The 25,852-nt window shown below is 36.7% G+C and carries 29 protein-coding genes; 28 read left to right on the top strand and 1 reads right to left on the bottom strand.

The annotated features are described in order from the left end of the window. Positions 1–117 precede the first annotated feature (117 nt). Positions 118–855: a metallophosphoesterase family protein gene (locus EJF36_RS09000; RefSeq protein ID WP_125905999.1), complete on the top strand. Its 738-nt coding sequence runs from the start codon at positions 118–120 to the stop codon at positions 853–855. Positions 856–938: 83 nt separating this feature from the next. On the opposite strand, the gene EJF36_RS09005 is transcribed toward EJF36_RS09000, so the two are convergent. Next, positions 939–1,517, bottom strand: a complete 579-nt coding sequence (locus tag EJF36_RS09005; protein ID WP_125906000.1) for a hypothetical protein — start codon at positions 1,515–1,517, stop codon at positions 939–941. 330 nt (positions 1,518–1,847) lie between these two features. On the opposite strand from EJF36_RS09005, the gene EJF36_RS09010 reads away from it, so the two are divergent. From EJF36_RS09010 to fliF, 27 genes are all read left to right on the top strand, one after another. Continuing rightward, entirely contained in the window at positions 1,848–2,270 is a 423-nt protein-coding gene (locus EJF36_RS09010; protein ID WP_185806867.1) for a VanZ family protein, read from the top strand. A 63-nt stretch (positions 2,271–2,333) separates the two neighbouring features. After that, complete coding sequence (locus tag EJF36_RS09015) at positions 2,334–2,663, top strand: putative DNA-binding protein (RefSeq protein ID WP_125906002.1); 330 nt, start codon at positions 2,334–2,336, stop codon at positions 2,661–2,663. Between the two features lie 14 nt (positions 2,664–2,677). Continuing rightward, complete coding sequence (gene ffh / locus EJF36_RS09020; protein ID WP_125906003.1) at positions 2,678–4,030, top strand: signal recognition particle protein; 1,353 nt, start codon at positions 2,678–2,680, stop codon at positions 4,028–4,030. Positions 4,031–4,155: 125 nt separating this feature from the next. Next, positions 4,156–4,428: a 30S ribosomal protein S16 gene (gene rpsP / locus EJF36_RS09025; protein WP_125906004.1), complete on the top strand. Its 273-nt coding sequence runs from the start codon at positions 4,156–4,158 to the stop codon at positions 4,426–4,428. Between the two features lie 12 nt (positions 4,429–4,440). Then, positions 4,441–4,671, top strand: a complete 231-nt coding sequence (locus tag EJF36_RS09030; protein WP_125906005.1) for a KH domain-containing protein — start codon at positions 4,441–4,443, stop codon at positions 4,669–4,671. Between the two features lie 96 nt (positions 4,672–4,767). Then, entirely contained in the window at positions 4,768–5,154 is a 387-nt protein-coding gene (locus tag EJF36_RS09035) for a YlqD family protein (RefSeq protein ID WP_125906006.1), read from the top strand. 37 nt (positions 5,155–5,191) lie between these two features. After that, entirely contained in the window at positions 5,192–5,710 is a 519-nt protein-coding gene (gene rimM / locus EJF36_RS09040; RefSeq protein ID WP_125906007.1) for a ribosome maturation factor RimM, read from the top strand. Next, positions 5,707–6,432 (top strand): tRNA (guanosine(37)-N1)-methyltransferase TrmD, encoded by a 726-nt coding sequence (gene trmD, locus EJF36_RS09045; RefSeq protein ID WP_125906008.1) that lies wholly within the window; start codon positions 5,707–5,709, stop codon positions 6,430–6,432. Before rimM ends, trmD begins: the two co-directional genes overlap by 4 nt. Positions 6,433–6,562: 130 nt before the next feature. Then, positions 6,563–6,907 (top strand): 50S ribosomal protein L19, encoded by a 345-nt coding sequence (gene rplS / locus EJF36_RS09050; RefSeq protein ID WP_125906009.1) that lies wholly within the window; start codon positions 6,563–6,565, stop codon positions 6,905–6,907. A 90-nt stretch (positions 6,908–6,997) separates the two neighbouring features. Further along, a complete protein-coding gene (gene lepB / locus EJF36_RS09055; RefSeq protein ID WP_125906010.1) occupies positions 6,998–7,570 on the top strand; it encodes a signal peptidase I in 573 nt (190 codons plus the stop codon). A gap of 27 nt (positions 7,571–7,597) precedes the next feature. Then, entirely contained in the window at positions 7,598–8,452 is an 855-nt protein-coding gene (ylqF, locus tag EJF36_RS09060) for a ribosome biogenesis GTPase YlqF (RefSeq protein WP_125906011.1), read from the top strand. A 128-nt stretch (positions 8,453–8,580) separates the two neighbouring features. Further along, on the top strand, positions 8,581–9,351 hold the full coding sequence (locus tag EJF36_RS09065; RefSeq protein ID WP_125906012.1) for a ribonuclease HII: 771 nt from the start codon (positions 8,581–8,583) through the stop codon (positions 9,349–9,351). Between the two features lie 14 nt (positions 9,352–9,365). After that, the gene (locus EJF36_RS09070; protein WP_125906013.1) at positions 9,366–10,973 is read left to right on the top strand and encodes a hypothetical protein; all 1,608 of its coding nucleotides are present in this window, start codon (positions 9,366–9,368) and stop codon (positions 10,971–10,973) included. 11 nt (positions 10,974–10,984) lie between these two features. Continuing rightward, positions 10,985–11,257 (top strand): EscU/YscU/HrcU family type III secretion system export apparatus switch protein, encoded by a 273-nt coding sequence (locus EJF36_RS09075; protein WP_125906014.1) that lies wholly within the window; start codon positions 10,985–10,987, stop codon positions 11,255–11,257. 263 nt (positions 11,258–11,520) lie between these two features. Beyond that, positions 11,521–12,681, top strand: a complete 1,161-nt coding sequence (gene sucC, locus EJF36_RS09080; RefSeq protein WP_125906015.1) for an ADP-forming succinate--CoA ligase subunit beta — start codon at positions 11,521–11,523, stop codon at positions 12,679–12,681. Between the two features lie 81 nt (positions 12,682–12,762). Next, positions 12,763–13,665, top strand: coding sequence for a succinate--CoA ligase subunit alpha (sucD, locus tag EJF36_RS09085; RefSeq protein WP_125906016.1), 903 nt, complete (start codon positions 12,763–12,765; stop codon positions 13,663–13,665). 76 nt (positions 13,666–13,741) lie between these two features. Further along, positions 13,742–14,614: a DNA-processing protein DprA gene (gene dprA / locus EJF36_RS09090; RefSeq protein WP_395940576.1), complete on the top strand. Its 873-nt coding sequence runs from the start codon at positions 13,742–13,744 to the stop codon at positions 14,612–14,614. A gap of 238 nt (positions 14,615–14,852) precedes the next feature. Then, positions 14,853–16,928, top strand: a complete 2,076-nt coding sequence (gene topA, locus EJF36_RS09095) for a type I DNA topoisomerase (RefSeq protein ID WP_125906018.1) — start codon at positions 14,853–14,855, stop codon at positions 16,926–16,928. A 125-nt stretch (positions 16,929–17,053) separates the two neighbouring features. Then, complete coding sequence (gene trmFO, locus EJF36_RS09100; protein ID WP_125906019.1) at positions 17,054–18,361, top strand: FADH(2)-oxidizing methylenetetrahydrofolate--tRNA-(uracil(54)-C(5))-methyltransferase TrmFO; 1,308 nt, start codon at positions 17,054–17,056, stop codon at positions 18,359–18,361. A 343-nt stretch (positions 18,362–18,704) separates the two neighbouring features. Continuing rightward, positions 18,705–19,604, top strand: a complete 900-nt coding sequence (xerC, locus tag EJF36_RS09105) for a tyrosine recombinase XerC (RefSeq protein ID WP_125908321.1) — start codon at positions 18,705–18,707, stop codon at positions 19,602–19,604. 15 nt (positions 19,605–19,619) lie between these two features. Beyond that, positions 19,620–20,162 (top strand): ATP-dependent protease subunit HslV, encoded by a 543-nt coding sequence (hslV, locus tag EJF36_RS09110; RefSeq protein WP_125906020.1) that lies wholly within the window; start codon positions 19,620–19,622, stop codon positions 20,160–20,162. A gap of 15 nt (positions 20,163–20,177) precedes the next feature. Further along, positions 20,178–21,584, top strand: coding sequence for an HslU--HslV peptidase ATPase subunit (gene hslU, locus EJF36_RS09115; RefSeq protein ID WP_125906021.1), 1,407 nt, complete (start codon positions 20,178–20,180; stop codon positions 21,582–21,584). A 25-nt stretch (positions 21,585–21,609) separates the two neighbouring features. Further along, positions 21,610–22,389, top strand: a complete 780-nt coding sequence (gene codY / locus EJF36_RS09120) for a GTP-sensing pleiotropic transcriptional regulator CodY (protein ID WP_125906022.1) — start codon at positions 21,610–21,612, stop codon at positions 22,387–22,389. A 561-nt stretch (positions 22,390–22,950) separates the two neighbouring features. Then, positions 22,951–23,346 (top strand): flagellar basal body rod protein FlgB, encoded by a 396-nt coding sequence (gene flgB, locus EJF36_RS09125; RefSeq protein ID WP_125906023.1) that lies wholly within the window; start codon positions 22,951–22,953, stop codon positions 23,344–23,346. After that, positions 23,346–23,798 (top strand): flagellar basal body rod protein FlgC, encoded by a 453-nt coding sequence (flgC, locus tag EJF36_RS09130; protein ID WP_125906024.1) that lies wholly within the window; start codon positions 23,346–23,348, stop codon positions 23,796–23,798. The genes flgB and flgC overlap by 1 nt, the downstream gene beginning before the upstream one ends. Positions 23,799–23,811: 13 nt before the next feature. Next, entirely contained in the window at positions 23,812–24,120 is a 309-nt protein-coding gene (gene fliE, locus EJF36_RS09135; protein ID WP_125906025.1) for a flagellar hook-basal body complex protein FliE, read from the top strand. 132 nt (positions 24,121–24,252) lie between these two features. Next, entirely contained in the window at positions 24,253–25,842 is a 1,590-nt protein-coding gene (fliF, locus tag EJF36_RS09140) for a flagellar basal-body MS-ring/collar protein FliF (protein WP_125906026.1), read from the top strand. Positions 25,843–25,852: the final 10 nt, after the last annotated feature.

Consider the following 25,852-nt stretch of genomic DNA (forward strand, 5'->3'; position numbering starts at 1 on the left):
GACGGAATAGTGAATCATAAAACGTTTAACAATTGGAATGAAACAATTAGGTGTATTATTATTAAAGAGTTAATATGATGGGAGTACACTTACTTCTAATAAAGGGTGAATGATATCATGACGACTGAAAAAATTGCGATTATCTCTGATATACATGGAAATATACCAGCGTTGACTGCGGTCTTAACAGACATAAAAAATCGTCAAATTCAAAGGATTTTTTGCTTAGGAGATTTAATTGGAAAAGGACCATCTGGAGATAAAGCTGTTGATATCGTACAAGAAGTATGTGAAGTTGTTATTCAAGGTAACTGGGATAACTTTATAACAAATGAAACGAATGATGAAACTTTACTTTGGCATCAAGATGTACTTGGTAAGGAGCGATTGCAGTATTTAAAAAACCTTCCCTTTTCATTTGATTTTACTTTAAGTGGACGTAATATTCGTTTGTTTCATGCATCAGCTAAAAGTGTTCATCATCGTGTCCAAGCTTGGGATGGGTTTGACGAGCTTATGAGCATGTTTACCAATACAGAAAAAACAGGGTATGAAATCGAAGCACACGTTGTAGGATACGGGGACGTTCATTATTCTTACTTCCAGCCTATTCGTGACCGAATAGTTTTTAATACCGGGAGTGTTGGTAATCCTTTAGATATACCTTTAGGTTCTTATATGATTATTGAAGGCACATCTGAAACTAGTCTAAATAGCCCATTCTCTATACAAAATGTTCGTGTACCATATGATATAGACGAAGCAATTCGTCAAGCACGCGAAGTTAATATGCCACAGTTAGAGGAATACGAGTTAGAGTTACGAACTGCAAAATATCGTGGTTTAAAGGAGTAATAGTTTTAATTACTGATTAGATGTAAATGGTAATACCCTAATGAGCTTATAAACACTGTTTCGTTCATTAGGGTATATGTACATTAAGAGTTAGCGTTAGCTCCAGTCCCAATAAAAGGTATAGAATACTTAGCGATAATACCGCGAAACTTCCAATATTTCTCTCGAAATACATTGTCGCTAACAAAAGAAATAGAATTTCCATCTTTAAACATTATTAGTATACGTGATTTTTCTTTTTTGTAGTTTTCTGTTAACACATACTCTATACGCTCGACATCATCCCAACTATATTGCGATGTTGTATACGAAAAAGGAGAGCTCCAAGCTACCCCAGTATCACCCATATATTGATAGTGGTTAATGCTGAGTGACATGATTAGTAGTGTAAGTGGTATCATAACAAAAACAGAGATTACTATTTTTGTTTGTTGCTTATGAAATAAGTATACGAAAAAAAAGCCAAGTGCTAAAAAGAATCCTCCTAAGGCAAACAGAGTATATGAGTATTTAGGTGTTTGCACGAGCCAGGTTGAGGTAGAAAAAAACAACATATTATGAGCTGTTTTAGGGATTAAGATGAAAAAGAATGGTGTTGCTACTAAGGTGCAAATCGATATTGCTAGAAAAATATGACGAGTTTCATAGTTTTTTTGTTCCATAAAAACGGCCTCCTCTTTGCTTTATTTATTACGAAAAATTATCATGTAAGTAATGAAAGTTTAATGATTATATCTTTCTAAGTAGTAGTATAGTAATTAACTATCAGAACAGTAAATTTATGTATACTCCACTATGCTAGCTTGCTACGATCTTCCACAATTTTAGCACTTGAGGATTGTCCCGCCTTCCTACGAAGGCTATAAAACGTCTTCTTGTTAGGATTTCTGGCAAGTCGCCGAAATACAAGCTAGCTACACTTTTCTTTTTTCTTTAGTATAATGGATAAGCTGTGGTATTGAAATTAAATTTTTATGAAAAGAGTTTATAATATGAAATTATCGAAAATACACAAAACTCTATTTGTTTTGTATGCATTGTGTCTAGTATATTTGATGTTTTTAAGTGATGTTAGAACTGCGGGTGGGTATTATAGCTATAACATCGTACCGTTCGCGACGATCAAAAATTATTTTATAAATTTTCGTTATTTTAATATAGATACGTGGATTATTAATATAGTTGGTAATGTGATTGTATTTGTGCCCTTTGGATTGTTTTTACCGTTAATGAACAAACGACTGCGAAAGCCGATACTGTTTATAGTTGTATTTATCGCAATTATTACATCACTTGAGATGCTGCAATTTATATTTGCTGTTGGTAGCTTCGATGTAGATGATATTCTACTTAATACAATTGGTGCGGTCATTGGCCTTTTTATCACATATCGCAATAAGGGGACTAAGTCTTGACATCGTGTGGAGCAGGATGTAAACTTACATGTAAAGGCTTTTCACTTAACAGGAGGATAGAATATGTTAGATAAAACAACTCGTGTTAATTATTTATATGATTTCTATCAATCACTGTTAACGCCTAAACAACAAGAGTACATGTCACTATACTACTTAGATGATTATTCCTTAGGTGAGATTGCGGAAGAATTTAATGTCAGTCGTCAAGCAGTTTATGACAACATTAAACGTACTGAAGCAATGCTTGAGGAATACGAGGTGAAACTACAGTTGTTCCAAAAATTTCAAGAGCGCAAACAATTACTAGACAAGTTACAAGAGTTTAGTGTAACGACACCTAACAAAGAGCACATAGAATTGTTAATAGAGGCGCTTAGGAAGTTAGAATAGGGGGCACGGCATTTATGGCATTTGAAGGATTGGCCGACCGTCTGCAAGGTTCAATTCAAAAAATTCGTGGTAAAGGGAAAGTCACGGAGTCCGATGTAAAAGAAATGATGCGCGAAGTACGCTTGGCTTTATTAGAGGCGGATGTAAACTTCAAAGTCGTTAAAGACTTTGTGAAGCGTGTTAGTGAGCGTTCAGTTGGACAAGAAGTGATGAAAAGCTTAACACCTGGACAACAAGTCATTAAAGTAGTACAGGAAGAGTTAACTGCTTTAATGGGTGGCGAGCAAAGCAGAATTGCAGTAGCAAATCGTCCGCCAACTGTTATTATGATGGTAGGTTTGCAAGGTGCTGGTAAAACAACGACGACAGGGAAACTAGCCAATTTGTTGCGCAAAAAATATAACCGTAAACCTATGCTTGTTGCAGCAGATATTTATCGCCCTGCTGCTATTCAACAACTTGAAACTCTCGGTAAGCAGTTAAGTATGCCGGTGTTTTCTTTAGGTGATCAGGTTAGTCCAGTTGAAATTGCAAAACAAGCTCTACAGAAGGCTAAGGAAGAACACCATGATTATGTTATTATCGATACAGCAGGTCGATTACACATTGATGAAACATTAATGGGTGAACTTAAACAAGTCAAAGAGGTTGCTAAGCCTGATGAAATTTTTCTTGTAGTTGATGCTATGACAGGACAGGATGCTGTTAACGTTGCATCTAGCTTTAATGAACAATTAGACCTTACTGGTGTCGTGTTAACTAAACTAGATGGTGATACACGTGGTGGTGCTGCATTATCAGTAAAAGCTGTTACAGGCACACCTATCAAATTCGTAGGTCTTGGTGAAAAGTTAGATCAACTCGAGCCATTTCACCCAGAACGAATGGCCTCTCGTATATTAGGTATGGGAGACGTACTATCATTAATTGAAAAAGCTCAAGCAAATGTTGATACAGAAAAAGCAAAAGAGCTTGAACAAAAGATGAGAACTATGTCCTTTACTTTTGATGATTTCTTAGATCAAATGGAGCAGGTCAAAAAAATGGGCCCGCTTGATGAACTTCTTGGGATGATGCCTGGCGCAAGCAAGATGAAGGGCTTAAAAGATATAAAAGTGGATGACAAACAGCTTGCTCACGTGGAGGCCATTATTAAGTCCATGACAAAGCTCGAAAAACAACAGCCAGAAATTATTAATGCTAGCCGCAAAAAACGAATTGCAAGAGGAAGCGGTCGACCTATACAGGAAGTTAATCGCTTATTAAAGCAATTTGAAGAAATGAAAAAGATGATGAAGCAAATGACGCAAATGACTAAAGGTAAAGGGAAACGCAAAGGTGGATTTCCTAAGCTACCTTTCATGTAATAAGCGTTCCAAAAATAACAGTTTAAAAAATAATTTTACACTGTTAAGAAAAAACACTTTACAACCTAACCTAAACTTGATAATATACTATCTTGTGTGGTAAAAAATTCGGAGGTGCAATATAAATGGCAGTAAAAATTCGTTTAAAAAGAATGGGTGCGAAAAAATCACCTTTTTATCGTATCGTAGTAGCAGATTCTCGTTCACCACGTGATGGTCGTTTCATTGAGACAGTTGGAACTTATAACCCGGTTTCTAAGCCAGCTGAATTGAAAATTGACGAAGAGTTAGCTCTTAAATGGCTTCAAAATGGTGCTAAGCCATCTGATACAGTTCGTAACCTGTTTAGCAGCCAAGGTATTATGGAAAAATTCCACAATGCGAAATACAGTAAATAGTAAGTGAATGATATGAAAGAACTGATAGAGACTATTGTGAAAGCCCTTGTCGATCACCCAAATGATGTTACTGTTTCCGAAAAAGAAACGGAAAAAAGCATTCATTTTGAGCTTTCTGTCAACAAAGAAGACATGGGAAAAGTGATTGGTAAACAAGGCCGCGTGGCAAAAGCAGTTCGAACCGTTGTGTATGCAGCAGGTGCACAACAAAACAAAAAAATTCATCTAGATATTACAGAGTAAAAAAGGAGAGGGCTACCCTTTCCTTTTTTTATACAATAAAATAGAATTTAATTGATGCTGGTAGTGTCCACTTTTTATTCATATAAGGGTGATAATATGCAAATAATGAAAAAGGTTGTTGTGAAGCAATTACTAACAGAACAAAGTAAGCAGAAACTGCTTGAAAAATACACTCTTACAAAAGAATTACTTCATAAAGAGTGTGGTCAGCTTCAATTTGAGCTGAAAAAAACTGAAAAATCACGTCCTCACCAAATCACGCATGTGAGAGAATATTTTAAAAAGGAAATACAAGATAGACAAGAAAAAATAGATTTGTTAGAGTTTCAAATGGAACAATTACATACACTGCCGCTTGGTAGTGAGATTAAAGAGCAAGAACTCGATGCTATTATTAATGTTAGTGTAGGAGACAATTGGCCTGATTTAAATCAAGCACAGGTGATTGTTGTGAAGGATGGCATAATTGTAGAAATAAGATAAATATACATACGTGAACAACAGGATTAGGAGTGTATATATGAGTAATTGGTTTAATGTAGGTAAAATAGTGAATACACATGGCATAGCCGGTGAAGTTCGTGTTATATCTCGAACTGATTTCGGCGAAGAAAGGTATAAGCCCGGTAATACACTATATATTTTTTCTGAACAAGCAAAAGAAGGTATTGCAGTTACCGTCAAGTCGCACCGTATTCATAAGAATTTCGATTTATTATCGTTTGAAGAGTACAAAGATATTAATGATGTTGAAAAGTTAAAAGGTTTCGTTATTAAAGTACCAATTGAACAATTGGGTGACTTACCTGAAGGAGAATATTATTTTCACGAAATTATTGGCTGTCAAGTTCAAACGCTAGACGAATTACAGGTTGGTGAGGTATCTGAAATCTTAACGCCAGGTGCGAATGACGTTTGGGTTATCAAGACACGAGAAGGCAAGGAAATATTAATTCCATATATTGATGATATAGTAAAAAAAGTTGATGTAAAAAATAAACAAATATGGATTGACCCGATGGAAGGGTTGTTAACATGAAAATTGATATTTTAACTTTATTTCCTGACATGTTTGAAGGTGTGTTTGGATCTTCTATTTTAAAGAAAGCACAAGATAAGGATGCGGTAAACATTCATGTTCATAACTTCCGGGAGTTTGCTGATAATAAGCATCAAACTGTAGATGATTATCCGTATGGTGGAGGTGCAGGCATGGTTCTTAAGCCACAACCTCTATTTGATGCTGTTAAAGGTATTGAAGCTGAGGGAACGCGTGTAATTCTTATGTGTCCGCAAGGTGAACGATATACGCAGGCTAAAGCAGAATCATTTGCAAAGGAAAAACATCTTGTGTTTTTGTGCGGACATTACGAGGGGTATGATGAGAGAATTCGAGAGCACCTTGTAACAGATGAAATATCGATTGGCGATTATGTATTAACTGGTGGAGAGCTTGCAGCGATGGTTGTGGTTGATAGTGTCGTTCGGTTACTTCCAGATGTTCTAGGGAATGAGGATTCTCACATGAAGGATTCTTACAGTACAGGGCTGCTAGAACATCCACATTATACACGACCAGCAGATTTTCGCGGACTTAAAGTACCAGACGTCTTATTATCTGGAGATCATAAAAAGATTGAAGAATGGCGACAAAAAGAGTCTCTACGTCGAACTTGGTTAAGAAGGCCTGATTTGCTAGATGTAATAGAGTTAAATGATCAACAAAAAAAATGGTTATTAGAATTCAAGAATCAGTCTTGAATATGTTGCATCATCTATATAAATATGGTATTATACTCTTTGTGACTTAGCGCAAGTGCGTTAAGTTGATTAACGATGTTCCGCTGCAAACATAGTTGTGCAAGAGCATCTGTAGAAGGAGATGAAAGGCATGCATCATATTATTCAAGAAATTACAAAAGAACAATTAAGATCAGACCTTCCTGAATTCCGTCCTGGAGACACAGTGCGTGTACACGTTAAGGTTGTCGAAGGTACTCGTGAGCGTATTCAGATTTTTGAAGGTGTTGTTATTAAGCGTCGTGGCGGTGGAATTAGTGAAACGTTCACGGTTCGTAAGATTTCTTACGGCGTGGGAGTTGAACGTACTTTCCCTGTACACACACCAAAGATTGCGAAGCTTGAAGTTATTCGTCGTGGTAAAGTACGTCGTGCAAAACTTTATTACCTACGTAACTTACGTGGTAAAGCAGCTCGTATTAAAGAAATTCGATAATGAGAAAAAAAGGAGCTTGGGAAACAAGCTCCTTTTTCATAATAAAATGTTGATTTAACAAACCATAATATGTGGAGGCATACAGTACATATGACTGAGCAAACTAAGGACAATAGCGTAATAAAGTCATTTTGGGAATGGATTAAAGCGTTGGCAATTGCTATTATACTTGCTACTGTTATACGTCATTTCCTTTTTGCTCCAATCCTAGTGGATGGTCAATCCATGTATCCGACGTTACATGATGGTGACCGTATGATTGTAAATAAATTATCTTACTTAATAGGCGAACCAGAGCGCTTTGATATAGTAGTATTTCATTATAATCAAGAGCAGGACTATATTAAGCGTGTAATTGGTTTGCCGGGAGATCATATTGAATATAAGGATGATGTCCTATATATAAATGGGCAACCATACGACGAGCAGTACCTGAACCAATCTAAGGCGGGGATTATTGATGGACTATTGACTGAGTCATTTAATCTCGAAGACGTTACGAATGGAGAATTTACAGTACCAGAGGGACAGCTATTTGTTATGGGAGACAACAGAAGACACAGTAAAGATAGTCGTCATATTGGTACAATAAATAGTTCAAGTGTTGTAGGCAAAACAAGTATCATTTATTGGCCATTTTCACGTATTGATATTGTTCAATAGACGACGGGAGAAAAGGCAGGTGCTTAGATGGCAACAATTCAATGGTTCCCTGGCCATATGGCTAAAGCAAGAAGACAGGTAGTCGAGAAGTTAAAGCTGATTGATATTGTTTATGAATTAGTAGATGCTAGGTTGCCGATGTCCTCAAGAAATCCAATGATCGATGAAATTATAGGACAAAAACCAAGAGTAATTATTCTTAATAAAGCAGACATGGCTGATGCTACCGTTACGAAAGAGTGGATGGATTATTTTAAGCAAACAAACCGCGCTGTTGTTGAAGTGAACGCTCAAGCGGGAGTTGGTTTAAAAGATATCATTTCAGCTTCAAAAAGACTTTTAGATGAAAAGTTCACCAAGTTAGCTGCTAAAGGAGTTAAACCTAGAGCAATTCGTGCGCTAATAGTAGGTATTCCTAACGTAGGGAAATCGACGTTAATTAACCGACTAGCAAAACGTAATATTGCTCAAACAGGAGATAGACCTGGAGTAACAAAAGCACAACAATGGATTAAGGTTGGCAAAGAGCTTGAATTGCTTGATACACCAGGTATTTTATGGCCTAAGTTTGAGGATGAACAAGTGGGATATAAACTAGCTGTTTCAGGAGCGATTAAGGATACAATTCTAAATTTGCAGGATATAGCTGTTTTTGCATTGCGATTTTTACAGGCAAATTATCCTGAAAGATTAATGGACCGGTACCAGTTATCCGAAATTCCAGATGATATAGTTCAGCTATTTGATGAAATTGGAAAAAGGCGTGGAGCATTAATGGGCGGAGGCATCGTTGATTATGATAAAGTCTCAGACCTAGTTTTACGAGATATACGTTCAGAAAGGCTAGGGCGAGTGAGTTTTGAACGTCCGTCAGAGTATTAACATATAGAGACTGTCTCAAAAGGTCGTGAAAAGTGACCTTTAAGGGACGGTCTTCTTTATTTTTTTGTGGAATAGCCGATATAAATAATACAGGTTAGTAAATTTGTAATAATAAGGCGGTTAGTTAATTGGAAAAGCAATCTATTAATCAAATTAAAGAAATAATAGGCGATATAAAGGATGTAAAAGACCCATTCATACAATGTTTACGAAAAGACAGTCGAAAAGGTGTGCAAGCATTGTTGCTAAAATGGGAAAAACAGCTACATGAGGAGCAACAAGCACGAGAGGCTTTTTATAAAAAAACTACATACGAGCAAGAGGCTTTTGCAAAGGGTGTGCAATATATTGCTGGAGTCGATGAGGTAGGGCGTGGCCCGTTAGCTGGACCTGTTGTTGCGGCTGCAGTTATTTTACGAAAGGATTTCTATTTACCAGGCTTAGATGACTCTAAAAAGTTATCTGAGCAAAAGCGTGAACAATATTACGATACTATTGTGAGGGATGCAATATCTATTGGAGTTGGTATCGTGTCAGCTGACAAAATTGATAGTATTAATATTTATCAAGCTGCTAAACTAGCTATGAAGGAAGCGGTTTGTAATTTATCTATTAAACCTGATTATCTATTAGTAGATGCAATGGAAATACCATTATTGATTGAGCAACAATCTATAATTAAAGGGGATGCTAACAGTATTTCAATAGCAGCGGCTTCAGTTGTAGCAAAAGTAACTCGAGATAAGCTGATGAAGAAATTAGCAGCACAGTATCCTCAGTATGGCTTTGACTCGCATATGGGGTACGGCACGGCTCAACACTTAGCAGCAATACAAGAGTATGGAATTACTTCTGAACATCGCAAATCCTTCGCGCCTGTTCGAAATGCAATAAGCTAATAAGGAAGATTGATATGATGAATCAAATTTTCTCCTCAATAGTGTCAGTTGTACCTGGAAACCAAATATCATCTTTGTCAATTAAGCAAGGACAAGTTTTTAGTGGCAAAATAATGCAGTTGTTCCCTAATCAATTAGCTTTGGTGCAATTAGGCAGGAACTCAATTATTGCGCAGCTTGAAGCGCCTTTAAATGCTCATACAAGATATTGGTTTCAAGTGACATCAACTGATAATAGATTAAAATTAAAGGTTATTTCAAACTCGGAAAAACGTGCTGAGAGATTTGAAACTCAAAGTTTAGAACGAGTCTTGGAGCATATCTCAATTCCTTTAACGAAAACAGTGAAAGATGTAGGAGGGTATTTGTTAAAGGAACAGCTTCCATTTACAAATGAAATAGTTAGTAAAGGAAGCGAATGGATAGCGACGGTAGCAAATAAGGAAACTGTGTTTCAAGCTTTAAAATATATGATATTAAATGATTTGCCAATGACTGATGCTACATTTAAGGCAGTTTTTTCTATACTAGGTGATGAAAGCTATAGTCATGAGCTTTTTAAACTTAAGTCTATGCTACCCCATATGAAACAAACACCAGCATGTACGCAAGTATCACAGCTGTTAAATATAATATCAGCGCAACAGGAAGCTCAACAGCTGGATACATTGCTCGAATCGTTAGTTAAACGGTTAGTCATAAATACAATTGAAAAAAAAGATGTTTCCATGCTCGAACAGCTACTAAATAAAGCAAATATTCCTTTGAGTCAAAATGACATCGAATTATTATTAACTCGCTTTAATCTTACACAAATAAATACGCTGGATTCTGAACAAATAAATACAATAACCGATAATATCGTAAGAAAAGTAATTCCATCATCAATTCGTGATACAGTTCTAATGAATGACGTAACTATAGATGCATTCATGAATAAATATACAAAAAACGAACAAGCGTATTTACAGGATATACTTTCGAAGGAGTCAAAAGAGCTATTTCGTGATGTAAGTGGTCGACAGCTTGAGTTCGTCCTTCGGAAAATTGGTTTAAATCACGAACGATTGCTACCTTTGCATTTGTCTCATAATCAGATTGACGATAGTTTACTCACATTAAAGTCTACTCTATTAGCATTGCTACATGAGCAGCCTGAGGTGCATGACGTAGTGGAACCAATTATACAGAGAATAACCGGTAATCAATTATTAAATTATCAAGATACAACTGTTCAACAGCTCGTTTTTCAAGTCCCACTTGTTTTTCCAAATGGACAAATGTATGACATATCAATGCAGTGGAATGGGAAAAAACAATCGGATGGAACTTTAGACCCGAATCATTGTAGAATTATGTTTTACTTACAGATGGAGAGGTTAGGGGAAATAGTGTGTGATGTGCAAATACAAAACAAAATTGTTTCTATTTCCATATGGAATGACACCCCTAATTTGGAGACTATCGTTCAAGCTTTGAAACCTCAACTAGAGCAGGGGCTTCTTCAACAGTTATATACACTATCTCATATAAAGGTTGAAACTAAACAAAAGACACCAGCAATTAAACAATCGCAAACAAGTGAAATTAAGAAATTTTCACATTTTGATTTACGCGTGTAAGGAGCATACTAATGAATCAGAATAATCGTAAACAAGCAGTTGCTCTCTCCTATAATGATAATAAGAATACAGCGCCTATTGTCGTGGCAAAAGGAAAAGGCATCGTCGCTGCCAATTTAATTACAAAAGCAAAGGAACACAATATACCTATTCAAGAAGACTCCTCATTAGTAGAATTGCTTCAACAAATACAAATTCATGAACAAATTCCAGAAGAGCTATATGAGGTTGTTGCTGAGATCTTTGCTTTTGTATATCAGTTAGATAAAAAAATTAAAGATTAGATTGAGGAGTTTCCTGTATGAGGTAACTCTTTCTTTTTTTGACGTAGTGCTATTTTTCATGAGTAAAATACATAGACTCTTTAAGAGGTTGTGTTGTTAATTAATCTAATAAAAGTACCATGGCTTTCTACTTTTTAAAAAAAGATATATATAAAGTTTTGTAATTAAGAAGCTAGAATGGTAGACAAGGAAAATTTATCATTATACAATGAAAGCGTGTACGATTGTCACAATTTTTTAACAGATAGAGGGAGGATGGGCTAATGAATATCCATGAGTATCAAGGAAAGGAAATCTTAAAAAGCTTTGGGGTTTCTGTTCCAAATGGAAAAGTCGCTTTTACAGTCGAAGAAGCTGTTGAAGCTGCGAAGCAATTAGGTACAAAAATAAATGTAGTGAAAGCGCAAATTCACGCTGGGGGACGTGGAAAAGCAGGGGGCGTTAAAGTAGCAAAAAGCCTGGATGAGGTTCGTACATATGCAGAAGAAATCCTAGGGAAAACACTAGTTACTCATCAAACGGGACCCGAAGGTAAAGAAGTTAAACGACTTTTAGTTGAAGAAGGCTGCGACATTAAAAAAGAATATTATGTTGGTTTAGTGCTTGATCGTGCAACGTCAAGAGTGGTGTTAATGGCTTCTGAAGAAGGTGGAACAGAAATAGAAGAAGTGGCTGAACAAACACCTGAAAAAATATTTAAAGAAGTAATTGACCCAGCTGTTGGCTTACAAGCTTATCAAGCTCGTCGAATTGCATTTAATATAAATATTCCTAAGGATTTAGTAAACAAGACAGTTGCGTTTATGATGGGGTTATATAACGCATTTGTGGAGAAGGATTGTTCTATTGCAGAAATTAATCCTCTAGTTGTCACTGGTGATGGCAATATTATTGCTCTAGATGCAAAATTAAACTTTGATGACAATGCTATATATCGCCATAAAGATATTCAAGCTTATCGTGATTTAGATGAAGAAGATGAGAAAGAAATTGAAGCATCAAAATACGACTTAAGCTACATTGCATTGGACGGCAATATTGGTTGTATGGTTAATGGTGCAGGGCTTGCAATGGCTACGATGGATATTATTAAATATTATGGCGGTGAACCGGCTAACTTCCTTGATGTAGGGGGCGGTGCAACAGCAGAAAAGGTAACAGAGGCTTTTAAAATAATCTTAGCTGATGAACATGTGAAGGGCATATTCGTTAACATATTTGGTGGCATTATGAAATGTGATGTAATCGCTAATGGAGTTGTAGAAGCAGCTAAACAGGTTGGTTTGTCTGTACCATTAGTTGTTCGCCTTGAAGGTACGAATGTTGATTTAGGAAAAGAAATTCTTGAAAAATCAGGCCTAAATATTATTGCTGCAGAATCTATGGCAGATGGAGCGCAAAAAATCGTCTCAGCAGTACAGTAGACTTGGCCTCGAGTGAGCGCTTGCTCAATACAATATAATTTGGATGGGTTAAATTTACGCGTATGAAAGGTAGGGTAATCGATGAGTGTATTTGTTGATAAAAATACTAAAGTAATTGTACAGGGTATTACTGGATCTACGGCACTTTTTCACACAAAACAAATGCTAGAGTACGGCACACAAATTGTTGGGGGAACAACACCTGGTAAGGGCGGTCAAGAAGTCGAAGGTGTACCGGTATTCAACACTGTTCAAGAAGCTGTTGAAAAAACTGGAGCTACTGCTTCAGTTATTTATGTGCCTGCTCCATTTGCAGCGGACGCTATTATGGAGGCTGTTGATGCAGAGTTAGACGTAGTTATTTGTATAACTGAGCATATCCCTGTTCTTGACATGGTAAAAGTAAAGCGTTATATGGAAGGGAAAAAGACGCGCTTAGTTGGGCCTAACTGTCCTGGAGTGATAACACCTGATGAGTGTAAAATTGGTATTATGCCAGGGTATATTCACAAAAAAGGTCATGTAGGGGTTGTATCTCGTTCTGGTACATTAACATATGAGGCTGTTCATCAGCTCACACAAGCAGGAATTGGTCAGTCTACCGCTGTAGGAATTGGTGGAGATCCTGTTAACGGCACAAACTTTATTGATGTTTTAGATGCATTTAATAAAGACGTAGAAACGTATGCTGTTATTATGATTGGTGAAATCGGCGGAACGGCAGAAGAAGAAGCTGCACTATGGGTAAAAGAAAACATGACAAAGCCTGTAGTTGGTTTCATTGGAGGGCGCACTGCGCCTCCAGGTAAAAGAATGGGGCACGCAGGAGCGATTATTTCAGGTGGAAAAGGTACAGCGGATGAAAAAATTCGTGTCATGAACGAAAGTGGTATTCGTGTAGCTGATACACCGTCTGTAATGGGTGAGACGCTAATTGAGGTTCTTAAAGAAAAGGGACTTTACGAAGCTTGTAAAAACTTGTAATTTCTAAAATATACCAAAAAAGTCTCGATTCTAGAGGCTTTTTTGGTCATTCTATTTCATGGGAGGTAATCGTGTTTTGGATGATCAAAGGGAGTTACTTATACTATTAGCGCATTGTCGTGGCATTGGCTGGAAATCTATTCATCGCTTAATACAAGTTGATAATAGCTTGAATTTTTTACATACAACCTCAAAGGATAACCTACGCCAAATTCTTCGTATTCACCACTCTAATTTTGAGCGTTTTTATGTTGATTTACACAACCTTTCTGTTAAGAAGCTAATCCATTCATATAACAAACATAATATAAAGATCCTCACTATATTTGATAAAGAATACCCACCGTTATTAAAAGAAATATATGATCCACCTTGGGTTTTATTTGCTAAAGGAAAAGTGTCGCTACTGTCACATACTCGCATGTTAAGTATTGTTGGAACACGAGCACCGAGTGCATATGGTATACATGCTGTAAAGCAAATATTGCCTTCTTTAATAGAAAGTGGCTGCGTCATAATTAGTGGACTAGCGGAAGGGATTGATACGTTAGCTCACAAAACAGCGATACAAAATCAAGGCTATACTATTGCTGTTATAGCAGGTGGATTCAATCATATTTATCCAGCAAGCAATGTATCTCTTGCAAAACACATAGCAAGTAATCACTTGCTTTTATCTGAATACCCACCAGATGTACAACCGAGAAAATGGCAGTTTCCTATGAGAAATAGAATAATAAGTGGACTGTCTAAAGGAACTTTTGTGATTGAAGCGAGACAAAAGAGTGGTTCGTTAATAACAGCCGATCAAGCTTTATCACAAGGTAGGGATGTATTTAGTCTACCTGGACATGTGTTCGCTCCTACATCAGAAGGTACAAACTATTTAATACAACAAGGTGCGAAGTTAATAATGAATGCAAACGATGTAATTACAGAGATAGAATAACGAGAAAAATACATAAATATACATAATATGTATTAATAAATGAATTTAAATACAAAGATAAATTCGAAGTATAATTTTATAAAAAATACAAAAAGTGTTGATTTTTAACGGAGATGTGCAGTATATTTCTTGTTAATATTAACAAATTACTCATTTGTTGTTTGACAAACTGGATGGAAATATTTAATAATAGTGGAGATTTTATAAATACTTTCCCTCTTAAGGAGGATATCATTACATGTCAGATTATCTGGTCATAGTGGAATCACCAGCTAAGGCAAAAACTATTGAACGATATTTAGGAAAAAAATATAAAGTAAAAGCATCAATGGGACATTTGCGTGATTTGCCAAAAAGTCAAATGGGCGTTGATGTAGAACATAACTTTGAGCCGAAATATATTACAATACGTGGTAAAGGTCCTGTTTTAAAAGAACTTAAAACGGCGGCAAAAAAGGCTAAAAAAGTATTTCTGGCAGCCGATCCGGATCGCGAAGGAGAGGCAATTGCATGGCATTTAGCTCATAGTCTTAATTTAGATGGCTCTACTGATTGTCGTGTTGTTTTTAATGAAATTACAAAAGATGCTATCAAAGAATCATTTAAGCATCCACGTCCGATTAATATGGATCTTGTTGATGCTCAACAAGCTCGTCGAGTTCTCGATAGATTAGTTGGTTACAATATTAGTCCGTTATTATGGAAAAAAGTGAAAAAAGGATTAAGCGCCGGTCGTGTACAGTCTATTGCAGTTCGCTTAATTATAGAGAGAGAAAATGAGATTAAAGAGTTCAAGCCTGAAGAGTATTGGACCATCCAAAGTACATTTCTCAAAGGTAAGGAAACCTTCGAAGCAAATTTCTATGGAGTGGACGGAAATAAAGTTGACTTGAAAACAAAGCAAGATGTAGAAAAGGTTTTAAAGAGAATCAAGGAAAATACTTTTTCTATTGATTCAGTTACGAAAAAAGAGCGAAAACGTAACCCGGCTGTCCCTTTTATAACGTCATCATTGCAGCAAGAAGCGGCACGTAAACTCAACTTTCGAGCAAAAAAAACTATGATGATAGCACAGCAGTTGTACGAAGGATTAGATTTAGGTAAGGAAGGCACAGTTGGGTTAATTACATATATGCGTACAGACTCAACACGGATATCAGATACGGCTCAAGGTGAGGCATTTTCCTACATTACAAATAAATTTGGCGAAGAATATGCAGCTCAAGAGAAGCGTAAAGAAAAGAAAAATGCGAACGCTCAAGATGCGCATGAAGCAATAAGACCATCATCTACTTTACGCTCACCCGACACGTTAAAAGAGTATTTAAGTCGTGATCAATATCGACTTTACAAATTAATTTGGGAACGATTTGTCGCTAGTCAGATGGCACCTGCCATACTTGATACTATGACGGTGGAGTTGTCAAACAATGGTGTGAATTTTAGAGCAAATGGCTCAAAAGTTAAATTTCCTGGCTTTATGAAGGTATATGTGGAAGGTAATGATGATCAAACTGAAGAAAAAGATTCATTATTGCCTGATTTGCGAGAGGGAGATGCAGTTCTTAAGAAAGACATTGAACCAAAGCAGCATTTCACGCAGCCACCTCCTCGCTACACTGAAGCTCGATTAGTACGTACATTAGAAGAACTGGGAATTGGACGTCCATCAACATATGCTCCGACCCTTGATACTATTCAGAAGCGTGGATACGTAGCTCTCGATAACAAACGCTTTGTACCGACGGAACTCGGAGAGATTGTTATTGAGTTAATTTTAGAATTTTTCCCTGAAATATTAAATGTGGAATTTACAGCTAAAATGGAGCACGATCTAGATGAAATAGAAGATGGAAAAATTGCGTGGGCTAAAATAATAGATAATTTCTATAGTGATTTTGAAAAGCGTCTGGAAAAAGCAGAAAAAGAAATGAAGGAAGTAGAAATTAAAGATGAACCTGCCGGTATAGACTGTGAAGAGTGTGGGCATCCATTAGTATATAAAATGGGACGTTACGGAAAGTTTATGGCTTGTTCAAATTTCCCTGAGTGTCGTGTGACAAAACCTATTGTAAAAGAAATAGGCGTAAAATGTCCTAAGTGTGAAGAAGGTAATGTTGTTGAGCGCAAGAGTAAGAAACGACGCATTTTTTATGGCTGTGACCGTTATCCAGAATGTGATTTTCTATCTTGGGATAAACCATTACCAAGAAATTGCCCAGTTTGTAGTTCGTATTTAGTCGAAAAAAAGCTGAAGAAGGGTGTTCAAGTACAGTGTCCTAACTGCGATTATAAAGAATCGCAGCAAACATAAGCTTTTAGTCATGAACTTTTACGAAGGTGAGCCTAATAAGCTCACCTTCGCCGTGTTACTAAAGACTAATTCGCACTAAAAAGGTATAAAATAATAGTATTGTAAAGCAATGAGGAGAGATTATATTGACACAACAAGTAGTAAACGTAATAGGAGCAGGACTTGCAGGAAGTGAAGCTGCATGGCAACTAGCAAAAAGAGATATTCATGTTCATTTATATGAGATGCGTCCGGTTAAACAAACGCCGGCTCATCATACTGATAAATTTGCGGAACTAGTTTGTAGTAACTCTTTACGAGCAAATACTTTAACAAATGCAGTAGGTGTTCTAAAGGAAGAAATGCGCAGATTAGACTCTGTTATCATTCATGCAGCAGATTCCTGTGCTGTACCAGCTGGTGGAGCACTAGCAGTAGATCGGCATGAATTTGCAGCTTATGTAACGGACAAGGTGAAAAATCATCCGAATGTGACTGTTCATCATGAGGAAGTAACTGACATACCAGTAGGTCCTACAATTATTGCGACAGGCCCGTTAACGTCAGAAGATTTATCGGAAAAACTTAAAAAGCTAACGGGAGAAGAGTATTTATATTTCTACGATGCTGCTGCTCCTATTATTGACAAGGAAAGTATAGATTTAGAGAAGGTTTACTTAAAATCAAGATATGATAAAGGTGACGCGGCATATTTAAATTGCCCAATGAACGAAGAAGAGTTCGATAAATTTTATGAGGCATTAATAAGTGCTGAAACTGTGCCGTTAAAGGAGTTTGAAAAGAAAATTTTCTTTGAAGGCTGTATGCCAATTGAGGTGATGGCAGCCCGGGGGAAAAAGACGATGTTATTTGGTCCTTTAAAACCAGTTGGTTTAGAAGATCCTAAAACTAACAAGCGTCCTTATGCTGTTGTTCAGCTTAGACAAGACAATGCAGCTGGAACATTGTACAATATTGTCGGCTTTCAAACACATTTAAAGTGGGGACCACAAAAAGAAGTGATTAGACTTATTCCAGGTCTCGAAAATGCAGATATTGTTCGTTATGGTGTAATGCATCGAAATACATTTTTAAATTCACCAAATTTACTAGCTCCGACGTATCAATTTAAGAACAGGTCCGATTTATTCTTTGCGGGTCAAATGACGGGGGTAGAAGGTTATGTAGAATCAGCGGCCAGTGGTCTTGTAGCGGGGATTAATGCTGCAAGACAAGTGTTAGGAGAAGAACCTATCGTGTTTCCTCATGAAACAGCTATTGGTAGTATGGCGCGTTATATTACAACAGCCGACCCAAAAAGTTTTCAGCCGATGAACGCAAATTTTGGTTTATTTCCTGAACTACCAACTAAAATTAGAGGTAAAAAAGAGCGCAATGAACAGCACGCTACGAGAGCGTTAGAAACAATTCAGAATTTTGTAAAAAATTTGTGATATTTAATTGCACATGGCTACTACAATATGGTACTATTTAGTAGCCCTTTTTTTGTTGTTTTTATACTGTAGCGCAACATGAACAGAAAAAATTGATTTTTATCAATTGGTATTAAAGTAAAACATCCTCATCTTCTTGCTCAAGTGCATGGGGGGAGGAAACTCATCTGCTCTTACATGATATTTGATACCATAGTAGTAAGTGGTTCTTGGCGCACAAAGTACAAAGAACACAAAATAGCGGTTAGTTAGCGTCAGACGTGTTCGTCTTTCGCTTGGCTATTTTTAAGGGCCAACACTGGTATCTTTTTATATTTTCAGCTTCGTATGAAGGGTGGCTGTAATTGTGAATATTGCGTTACATAATTTTTTAACATATTTACAAATAGAGAAAAATTATTCAGAATATACAGTTGTGAATTACGAACATGATATTAAGTCTTTTATGCAGTTTATGGACCGGCAAGGTATTGTTGACTGGAAAATTGTTACGTATCAAGATGTCAGGATTTATTTAACTGAACTGTATAGAGCGAATTACGCCAAAAAGTCTATATCGCGGAAAATTTCCGCTTTGCGAACGTTTTATACGTACCTTCTAAGGGAAGAAAAAATAAAAGATAACCCGTTTGCAGTGGTATCGCTTCCGAAAAAACAACATCGAAATCCTAGGTTTTTATATGCTACAGAGTTAGAGAAGCTATTTGCTGTTTGTGATACATCAACGGCAATCGGTCAGCGTAATCAAGCTTTGCTAGAACTGTTATACGCAACGGGGATTCGTGTTAGCGAGTGTTGTCGATTAAAATTAGAGGATATTGATTTTTCTATTGGTGCTATGCTTGTTTTTGGAAAAGGCAAAAAGGAACGTTATGTCCCTTTTGGTGCTTACGCACAAGAGGCATTAGAAATGTATATTCAAAATGGACGAGAGCAATTAATACAAAAAAACAAGGCATCTTCTCATACAACTCTATTTGTTAATCATCGTGGCGGACCGTTAACAACTCGTGGTGTTCGTGTAGTATTGGATAATATAACGAAGGAAACTGCGGATATTTTACACATATCTCCGCATATGCTTCGTCATACGTTTGCTACGCATATGTTAAATGAAGGCGCAGATTTGCGGATCGTTCAAGAGCTATTAGGGCATGAAAATTTATCTTCTACACAAATTTATACACATGTAACAAAAGATAAATTAAAATCTATTTACATGAATCACCACCCAAGAGCATAATGGAGGGATGAAATTATGTCACAATTTCACGCGACGACAATATTTGCTATTCAACATCAAGGCTCGTGTGCCATGGCAGGGGACGGGCAAGTCACATTTGGAAATGCAGTTGTTATGAAACATACAGCGAAGAAAGTACGTAAATTATTTCAAGGAAAAGTTTTAGCTGGTTTTGCTGGTTCAGTTGCTGATGCTTTTACTCTATTTGAAATGTTTGAAGGAAAGTTAGAAGAGTACAACGGAAACCTACAAAGGGCTGCTGTTGAACTGGCAAAAACGTGGAGAAGTGACAAGGTACTGCGTCGATTAGAGGCAATGTTAATTATTATGAACCATGATACATTACTTTTAATATCTGGAACTGGTGAGGTTATTGAGCCAGATGATGGGATTTTAGCAATTGGTTCTGGTGGGAACTATGCGTTATCTGCAGGAAGAGCGTTGAAAAAGCATGCAGGAGAGAATTTATCTGCTAAAGAAATTGCGCGTGCAGCGCTTGAGGTTGCTGGCGAAATTTGTGTGTATACAAATGACCAAATTGTATTAGAAGAACTATAAGAGGAGGAATTTAGCGTGAATGCAAACCTAACACCTCGTAGCATTGTGGAAAAATTAGACCAATATATAATTGGACAAAAAGATGCTAAAAAAGCAGTGGCTGTAGCTCTTCGTAATCGCTATAGACGTAGTCTACTTCCTGAGGATTTGCGAGATGAGGTAGTGCCTAAAAATATTCTAATGATTGGTCCAACTGGTGTTGGTAAGACTGAAATAGCAAGAAGACTTGCAAAACTTGTTGGTGCCCCATTTGTTAAGGTTGAAGCAACAAAATTTACTGAGGTCGGTTATGTCGGTCGTGATGTTGAATCGATGGTGCGTGATTTAATTGAAACTTCCGTTAGACTCGTAAAAGAAGAAAAAATGTCAAAAGTTCAAGGCAAAGCAGAAGAACTAGCTAACAAGCGTCTCGTAGAACTACTAGTACCAGGTAAACAAAAAGCAAATTCAATGAAAAATCCATTAGAAATGTTATTTGGTGGTGGCGCACCAAACTCTAACTATGATACCGATGAAAAAGACCAAGATGAAACTAATTTGTCAGAAAGACGTCGTCAAGTAGCTTATAAGCTTGCGATGGGTGAGCTTGAAGATGAGCAAGTAACCGTAGAGGTTGAAGAGCAACAAGTTTCTATGTTTGATATGCTACAAGGCTCTGGAGTAGAGCAAATGGGTATGAATATGCAGGATGTTCTAGGTAACTTAATGCCGAAAAAGAAGAAAAAACGTAAACTTCTTGTAAAAGATGCTCGAAAAGTGTTGACAAATGAAGAAGCATCTAAGTTAATAGATATGGATGAAGTTACACAAGAAGCCATTTTTCGAAGTGAGCAAACTGGTATTATCTTCATTGACGAAGTCGATAAAATCGCAAGTAAGAATGTTGGTGGCTCTAGTGCCGATGTGTCTCGAGAAGGTGTTCAGCGAGATATTTTACCAATTGTTGAAGGTAGCACTGTGGTAACGAAGTATGGTTCAGTAAAAACAGATCATATTTTGTTTATTGCTGCTGGTGCCTTTCACACAGCTAAACCATCTGATTTGATACCCGAACTGCAGGGACGTTTTCCGATACGCGTCGAACTTACAAAGTTGAATGTAGAGGATTTTACAAAAATTTTAATTGAGCCTGATAATGCTTTACTAAAGCAATATACAGCTTTACTTAAAACAGAGGGTATACAATTGGAATTTTCTGACGAAGCTATTCGTAAGATTGCAGAAGTAGCCTATGAAGTCAATCAAGACACTGACAATATTGGAGCTAGACGTCTACATACAATTCTTGAAAAGCTGTTAGAGGAATTATCATTCGAGGCACCTGACATTACGATGGAGAAGGTGACGATTACACCACAATATGTTGAAGAAAAACTAGGAACGATAGTAAAAAACAGAGATTTAAGTCAATTTATTTTGTAGGTATTACTAGGAGGAACAAATTGAGATGAATTTATTAGAAAAAACTAGACGAATTAATGCGATGCTTCAGAGAGCGGCTGGCAAACCAGTTAACTTTAAAGAGATGTCCGAAACATTGCGCGACGTGATAGAAGCGAATATTTTTATTGTTAGTCGTCGAGGGAAATTACTAGGATTTGCTATTAAGCAAACGATTGAAAATGAAAGAATGAAGAAAATGCTTGAGGATCGTCAATTTCCTGAAGAGTATACAAAAAACCTTTTTACAATTAGTGAAACATCATCGAATCTAGATATCGAAAGCTCATATACAGCGTTCCCGGTTGAGAACAAAGAGTTGTTCCAAAGAGGTTTAACAACTATTGTGCCAATTATTGGTGGTGGGGAGCGTTTAGGTACGCTAATACTATCGCGTTTGGAGCAAGAATTTGAAGATGATGATTTGATTTTAGCTGAATATGGTGCAACTGTTGTTGGTATGGAAATACTTCGTGAAAAAGCTGAAGAAATTGAAGAAGAAGCTCGCAGTAAAGCAGTAGTACAAATGGCCATTAGTTCACTTTCATACAGCGAGTTAGAGGCTATCGAGCATATCTTTGAAGAATTAGAAGGCAAAGAAGGTTTACTAGTAGCTAGTAAAATTGCTGATCGCGTAGGTATTACTCGCTCTGTTATCGTTAATGCTCTGCGTAAATTAGAAAGTGCTGGTGTTATCGAATCACGTTCTCTTGGTATGAAAGGTACTTACATTAAAGTGCTAAATGATAAATTTCTATTTGAACTTGAAAGACTTAAAGCGAACTAACTTTATTTAATATAATAAAAAGGCCTGTGTAACGTAATTGTTACACAGGTCTTTTTGGCGAATAGAAAGATTGCAGTTTATAACTGCAAGTGCTAGCATATGTTAGCTTTAATCCTTCCACTCTGCTTATAAAGTGATTTTTTCTATTATGAGGTTCTCAGTTATAGTGTTTTGCCTTAACGGGTGATGAGTTTTTGAGTACTTCTGTGACTTAGACACTTTGTAGCACATAAAAATTGGATCATGATAAGACTCGTATCTATATAACGTATTTAAGCACCTAATAATCAATAAAAAAGCTGATTACAATTAGGTGGGAATTTTTTTCAGCTGAAATTTGTCGTATTTTGTCGCAAAAGACTTGAATATGTCATTTTGTTCTGACATATTTAAATCAGGAGAGTTTGTAAGAAAATATATATACCTAAAATAACAAATTGTTGAAATACTAAAGCCTTTATGGACATAGAAGGTACTTAACAGTTAAAATAAGATTATGTAGAAATGTGCCATATGCTGATGTACGCTGTAGATATGTGGCGAAAAATGGGAGGAAAAAACGTGGGCTTATTTTCAAATACGATTAATACGCTTGAGCACGCGTTGAATTATTCATCAACGAAGCAAAAAGTGATTTCAAATAATATTGCCAATGTTAATACACCAGGCTATAAAGCTCGAGATGTATCGTTTAAAAGTGAGTTTGAAAAAGCTGTGTCGACACAAATGAAAGCGAACAGAACGGATGGTCGCCATTTTGAATTTACAAGTAGTCGTCAAACAAACTTTCAAGTCTTCACTAAAGCTGATGTTACTTACAACCATAATGGTAACAGTGTTGATATTGATAAGGAAATGGCCGATTTAGCTGAAAACCAAATTTATTTTAATGCATTAGCTGATAGAATGAATGGCAAGTTCAACTCCTTGAAAAGTGTTATTAGAGGTGGTAAGTAATGTCGATGTTCCATAGTTTAAATACAACAGCAAGTGCGCTAACTGCACAGCGGCTAAGAATGGATGTTATATCATCGAATTTAGCGAATGTAGATACAACTCGTGGGAAAATGGTCGATGGTGAGTGGCAGCCGTATCGCCGCAAAATCGTGGAAATAGCACCTGATAATTCTTTCGCAAATATTTTAAATAGCAAAATTGGAAAACAAAGTGGACAGGTTGGAAATGGTGTTAAAGTGTCGAAAATTACAGAAGATCAAACACCATTCAAGCTAGTTTATGATCCAGCTCATCCTGATGCCGATGCCAATGGATATGTAAAGCTTCCCAATGTTGATCCACTAAAAGAAATGGTAGATTTAATGAGTACAACTCGATCATACGAGGCTAACGTGACAGCGTTCAATGCATCAAAGTCGATGCTCATGAAGGCTTTAGAAATAGGGAAATAGGTGGTGCTTTTAAATGATTAATAGAGTCAATATTCCAACTCAGCATATTTTAAAGCCTCAAGTAACTCAAAATGTTCAACAACCAACTGTTTCTGAATCAACAAAACAGTTTTCTACTTTTTTGAAAGATGCTATAAGTAGCGTTAATAACGCTCAAATAAAATCTGATACATTAACAACAAAAATGGCACTTGGTGAAAATGTTGATTTACACAACGTTATGATTGAATCTCAAAAAGCAAGTGTCTCTTTACAAGCAACACTTGAAATTAGAAATAAAGTGATAGAAGCGTATCAAGAGGTTATGAGGATGCAAATTTAGTATGAGACTCATTTCCTAATAGTGTTGTGATTCAGGAATTAAACACTATGTTCGTGGAATCGAAACCACAATACAATAGTACTATTAGTGTTAGCAGCTAACGTTTCGCACAAGTACCGGGGGAATAAGAGTATGAACGAAAAACTACAGCAAGCTTTAAATAAAGCCTCATCCTTTTGGAATGGACGTTCTTCTGGCCAAAAAGGAATGATTATAGGATCAGTAATACTTGCTTTTACTGTAATTGCCGTTTCATCTGTATTGGCAACACGAGCTAACATGGTACCGCTATATAGCAACCTTTCCCCGGCTGAAACCGGTCAAATTAAAGCGACTCTTGATTCCCGTGGAATTCAATCCGAAATTACACAACAAGGTACAACCATTCTGGTGCCAGAACAAGTAGCTGATACATTACTTGTTGAGTTAGCAGCAGAAAATATTCCGGATAGTGGGAACATTGATTATAGCTTTTTTGGCCAAAATGCTGGATTTGGTTTAGGGCAAAATGAGTTTGATGTTTTGAAAGTAGAAGCGGTACAAACGGAATTATCTAAATTAATTAAGAGTATTGAAGGAATAAATGATGCCAATGTTATGATTACCATGCCTGAGCAAGGTGTTTTTGTCTCTGACACACAAGGTGAGGCTTCAGCAAGTATTGTTATTAATACTAAAACGGGATACAAATTTGATCAAGCGCAAATAAATTCTTTATACCACTTAGTATCAAAAGCCGTACCTAATTTACCTACTGATAATATCGTCATTATGAATCAATTTTTTGAGTATTTTACTCAAGAATCTTCAAATGGAAATTATCAAGCTAGCAATTTAATAGAAACTCAATTGCAAGTGAAAAAGCAAATTGAAGAAGATATCGAAAAACAAGTAATACAAATGCTTGGCCTCATGATGGGAAGAGACAAAGTGATGGCCTCCGTTACAGCTAATCTCGATTTTACTCAAGAGAAAAGTGAGGCAACTCTTGTTGAGCCTGTTGATAGTGAAAGTATGGAAGGTATTGCAATTAGTGTTGAAAGAATTACAGAGTCCTATACTGGGGGTACTCCAGATGCTAGTGGACCAGCAGATTTTGGTGAAACAGACACTGCTAATCAATACGTCGGTGCGGACGGTAGCTCAAATGGCGATTATGAACGTGTTGAAGAAAGAATAAACAATGATGTTAATAGGATTAGAAAAGAAATTGTTGAAAGTCCATATAAAGTTACAGACTTAGGAATTCAAGTTATTGTTGAACCTCCAACAGCAGACGACTTAACATCATTACCACAAGAAAGAATTGATGATATCGAGAAGATTTTGACAACTATTGTAAAAACAACGCTAGCAGATACAACAATGACAGCTGAACAGGTACAAGAAAAGGTTGTTGTTTCAGTGGGGCAGTTTAATGGGAAACCTGAATTCATTCCTACAAACACCCTGCCAAGCGTGCCTACTTGGGTGTATATAGTAGGAGCGGCAGGTATTATATTTGTTGTTGCGCTATTAGTAATAGTACTTCGAAGTCGTAGAAAAGAACCGATTGATACGGCAGCTTCAACAGTTGTTGAAGGCACGACTATTGACATACCTGATGTGAATGCAGAAAAAGAAACTGAAGGAAGCATGCGAAGAAAGCAGCTTGAAAAAATGGCAAAAGAAAAACCAGAGGATTTTGCGAAGCTATTAAGAAGTTGGATAGCAGAAGACTAGGAGGCTTAAG

It is taken from the genome of Bacillus sp. HMF5848 (assembly GCF_003944835.1).
Lineage (GTDB): Bacteria > Bacillota > Bacilli > Bacillales > HMF5848 > HMF5848.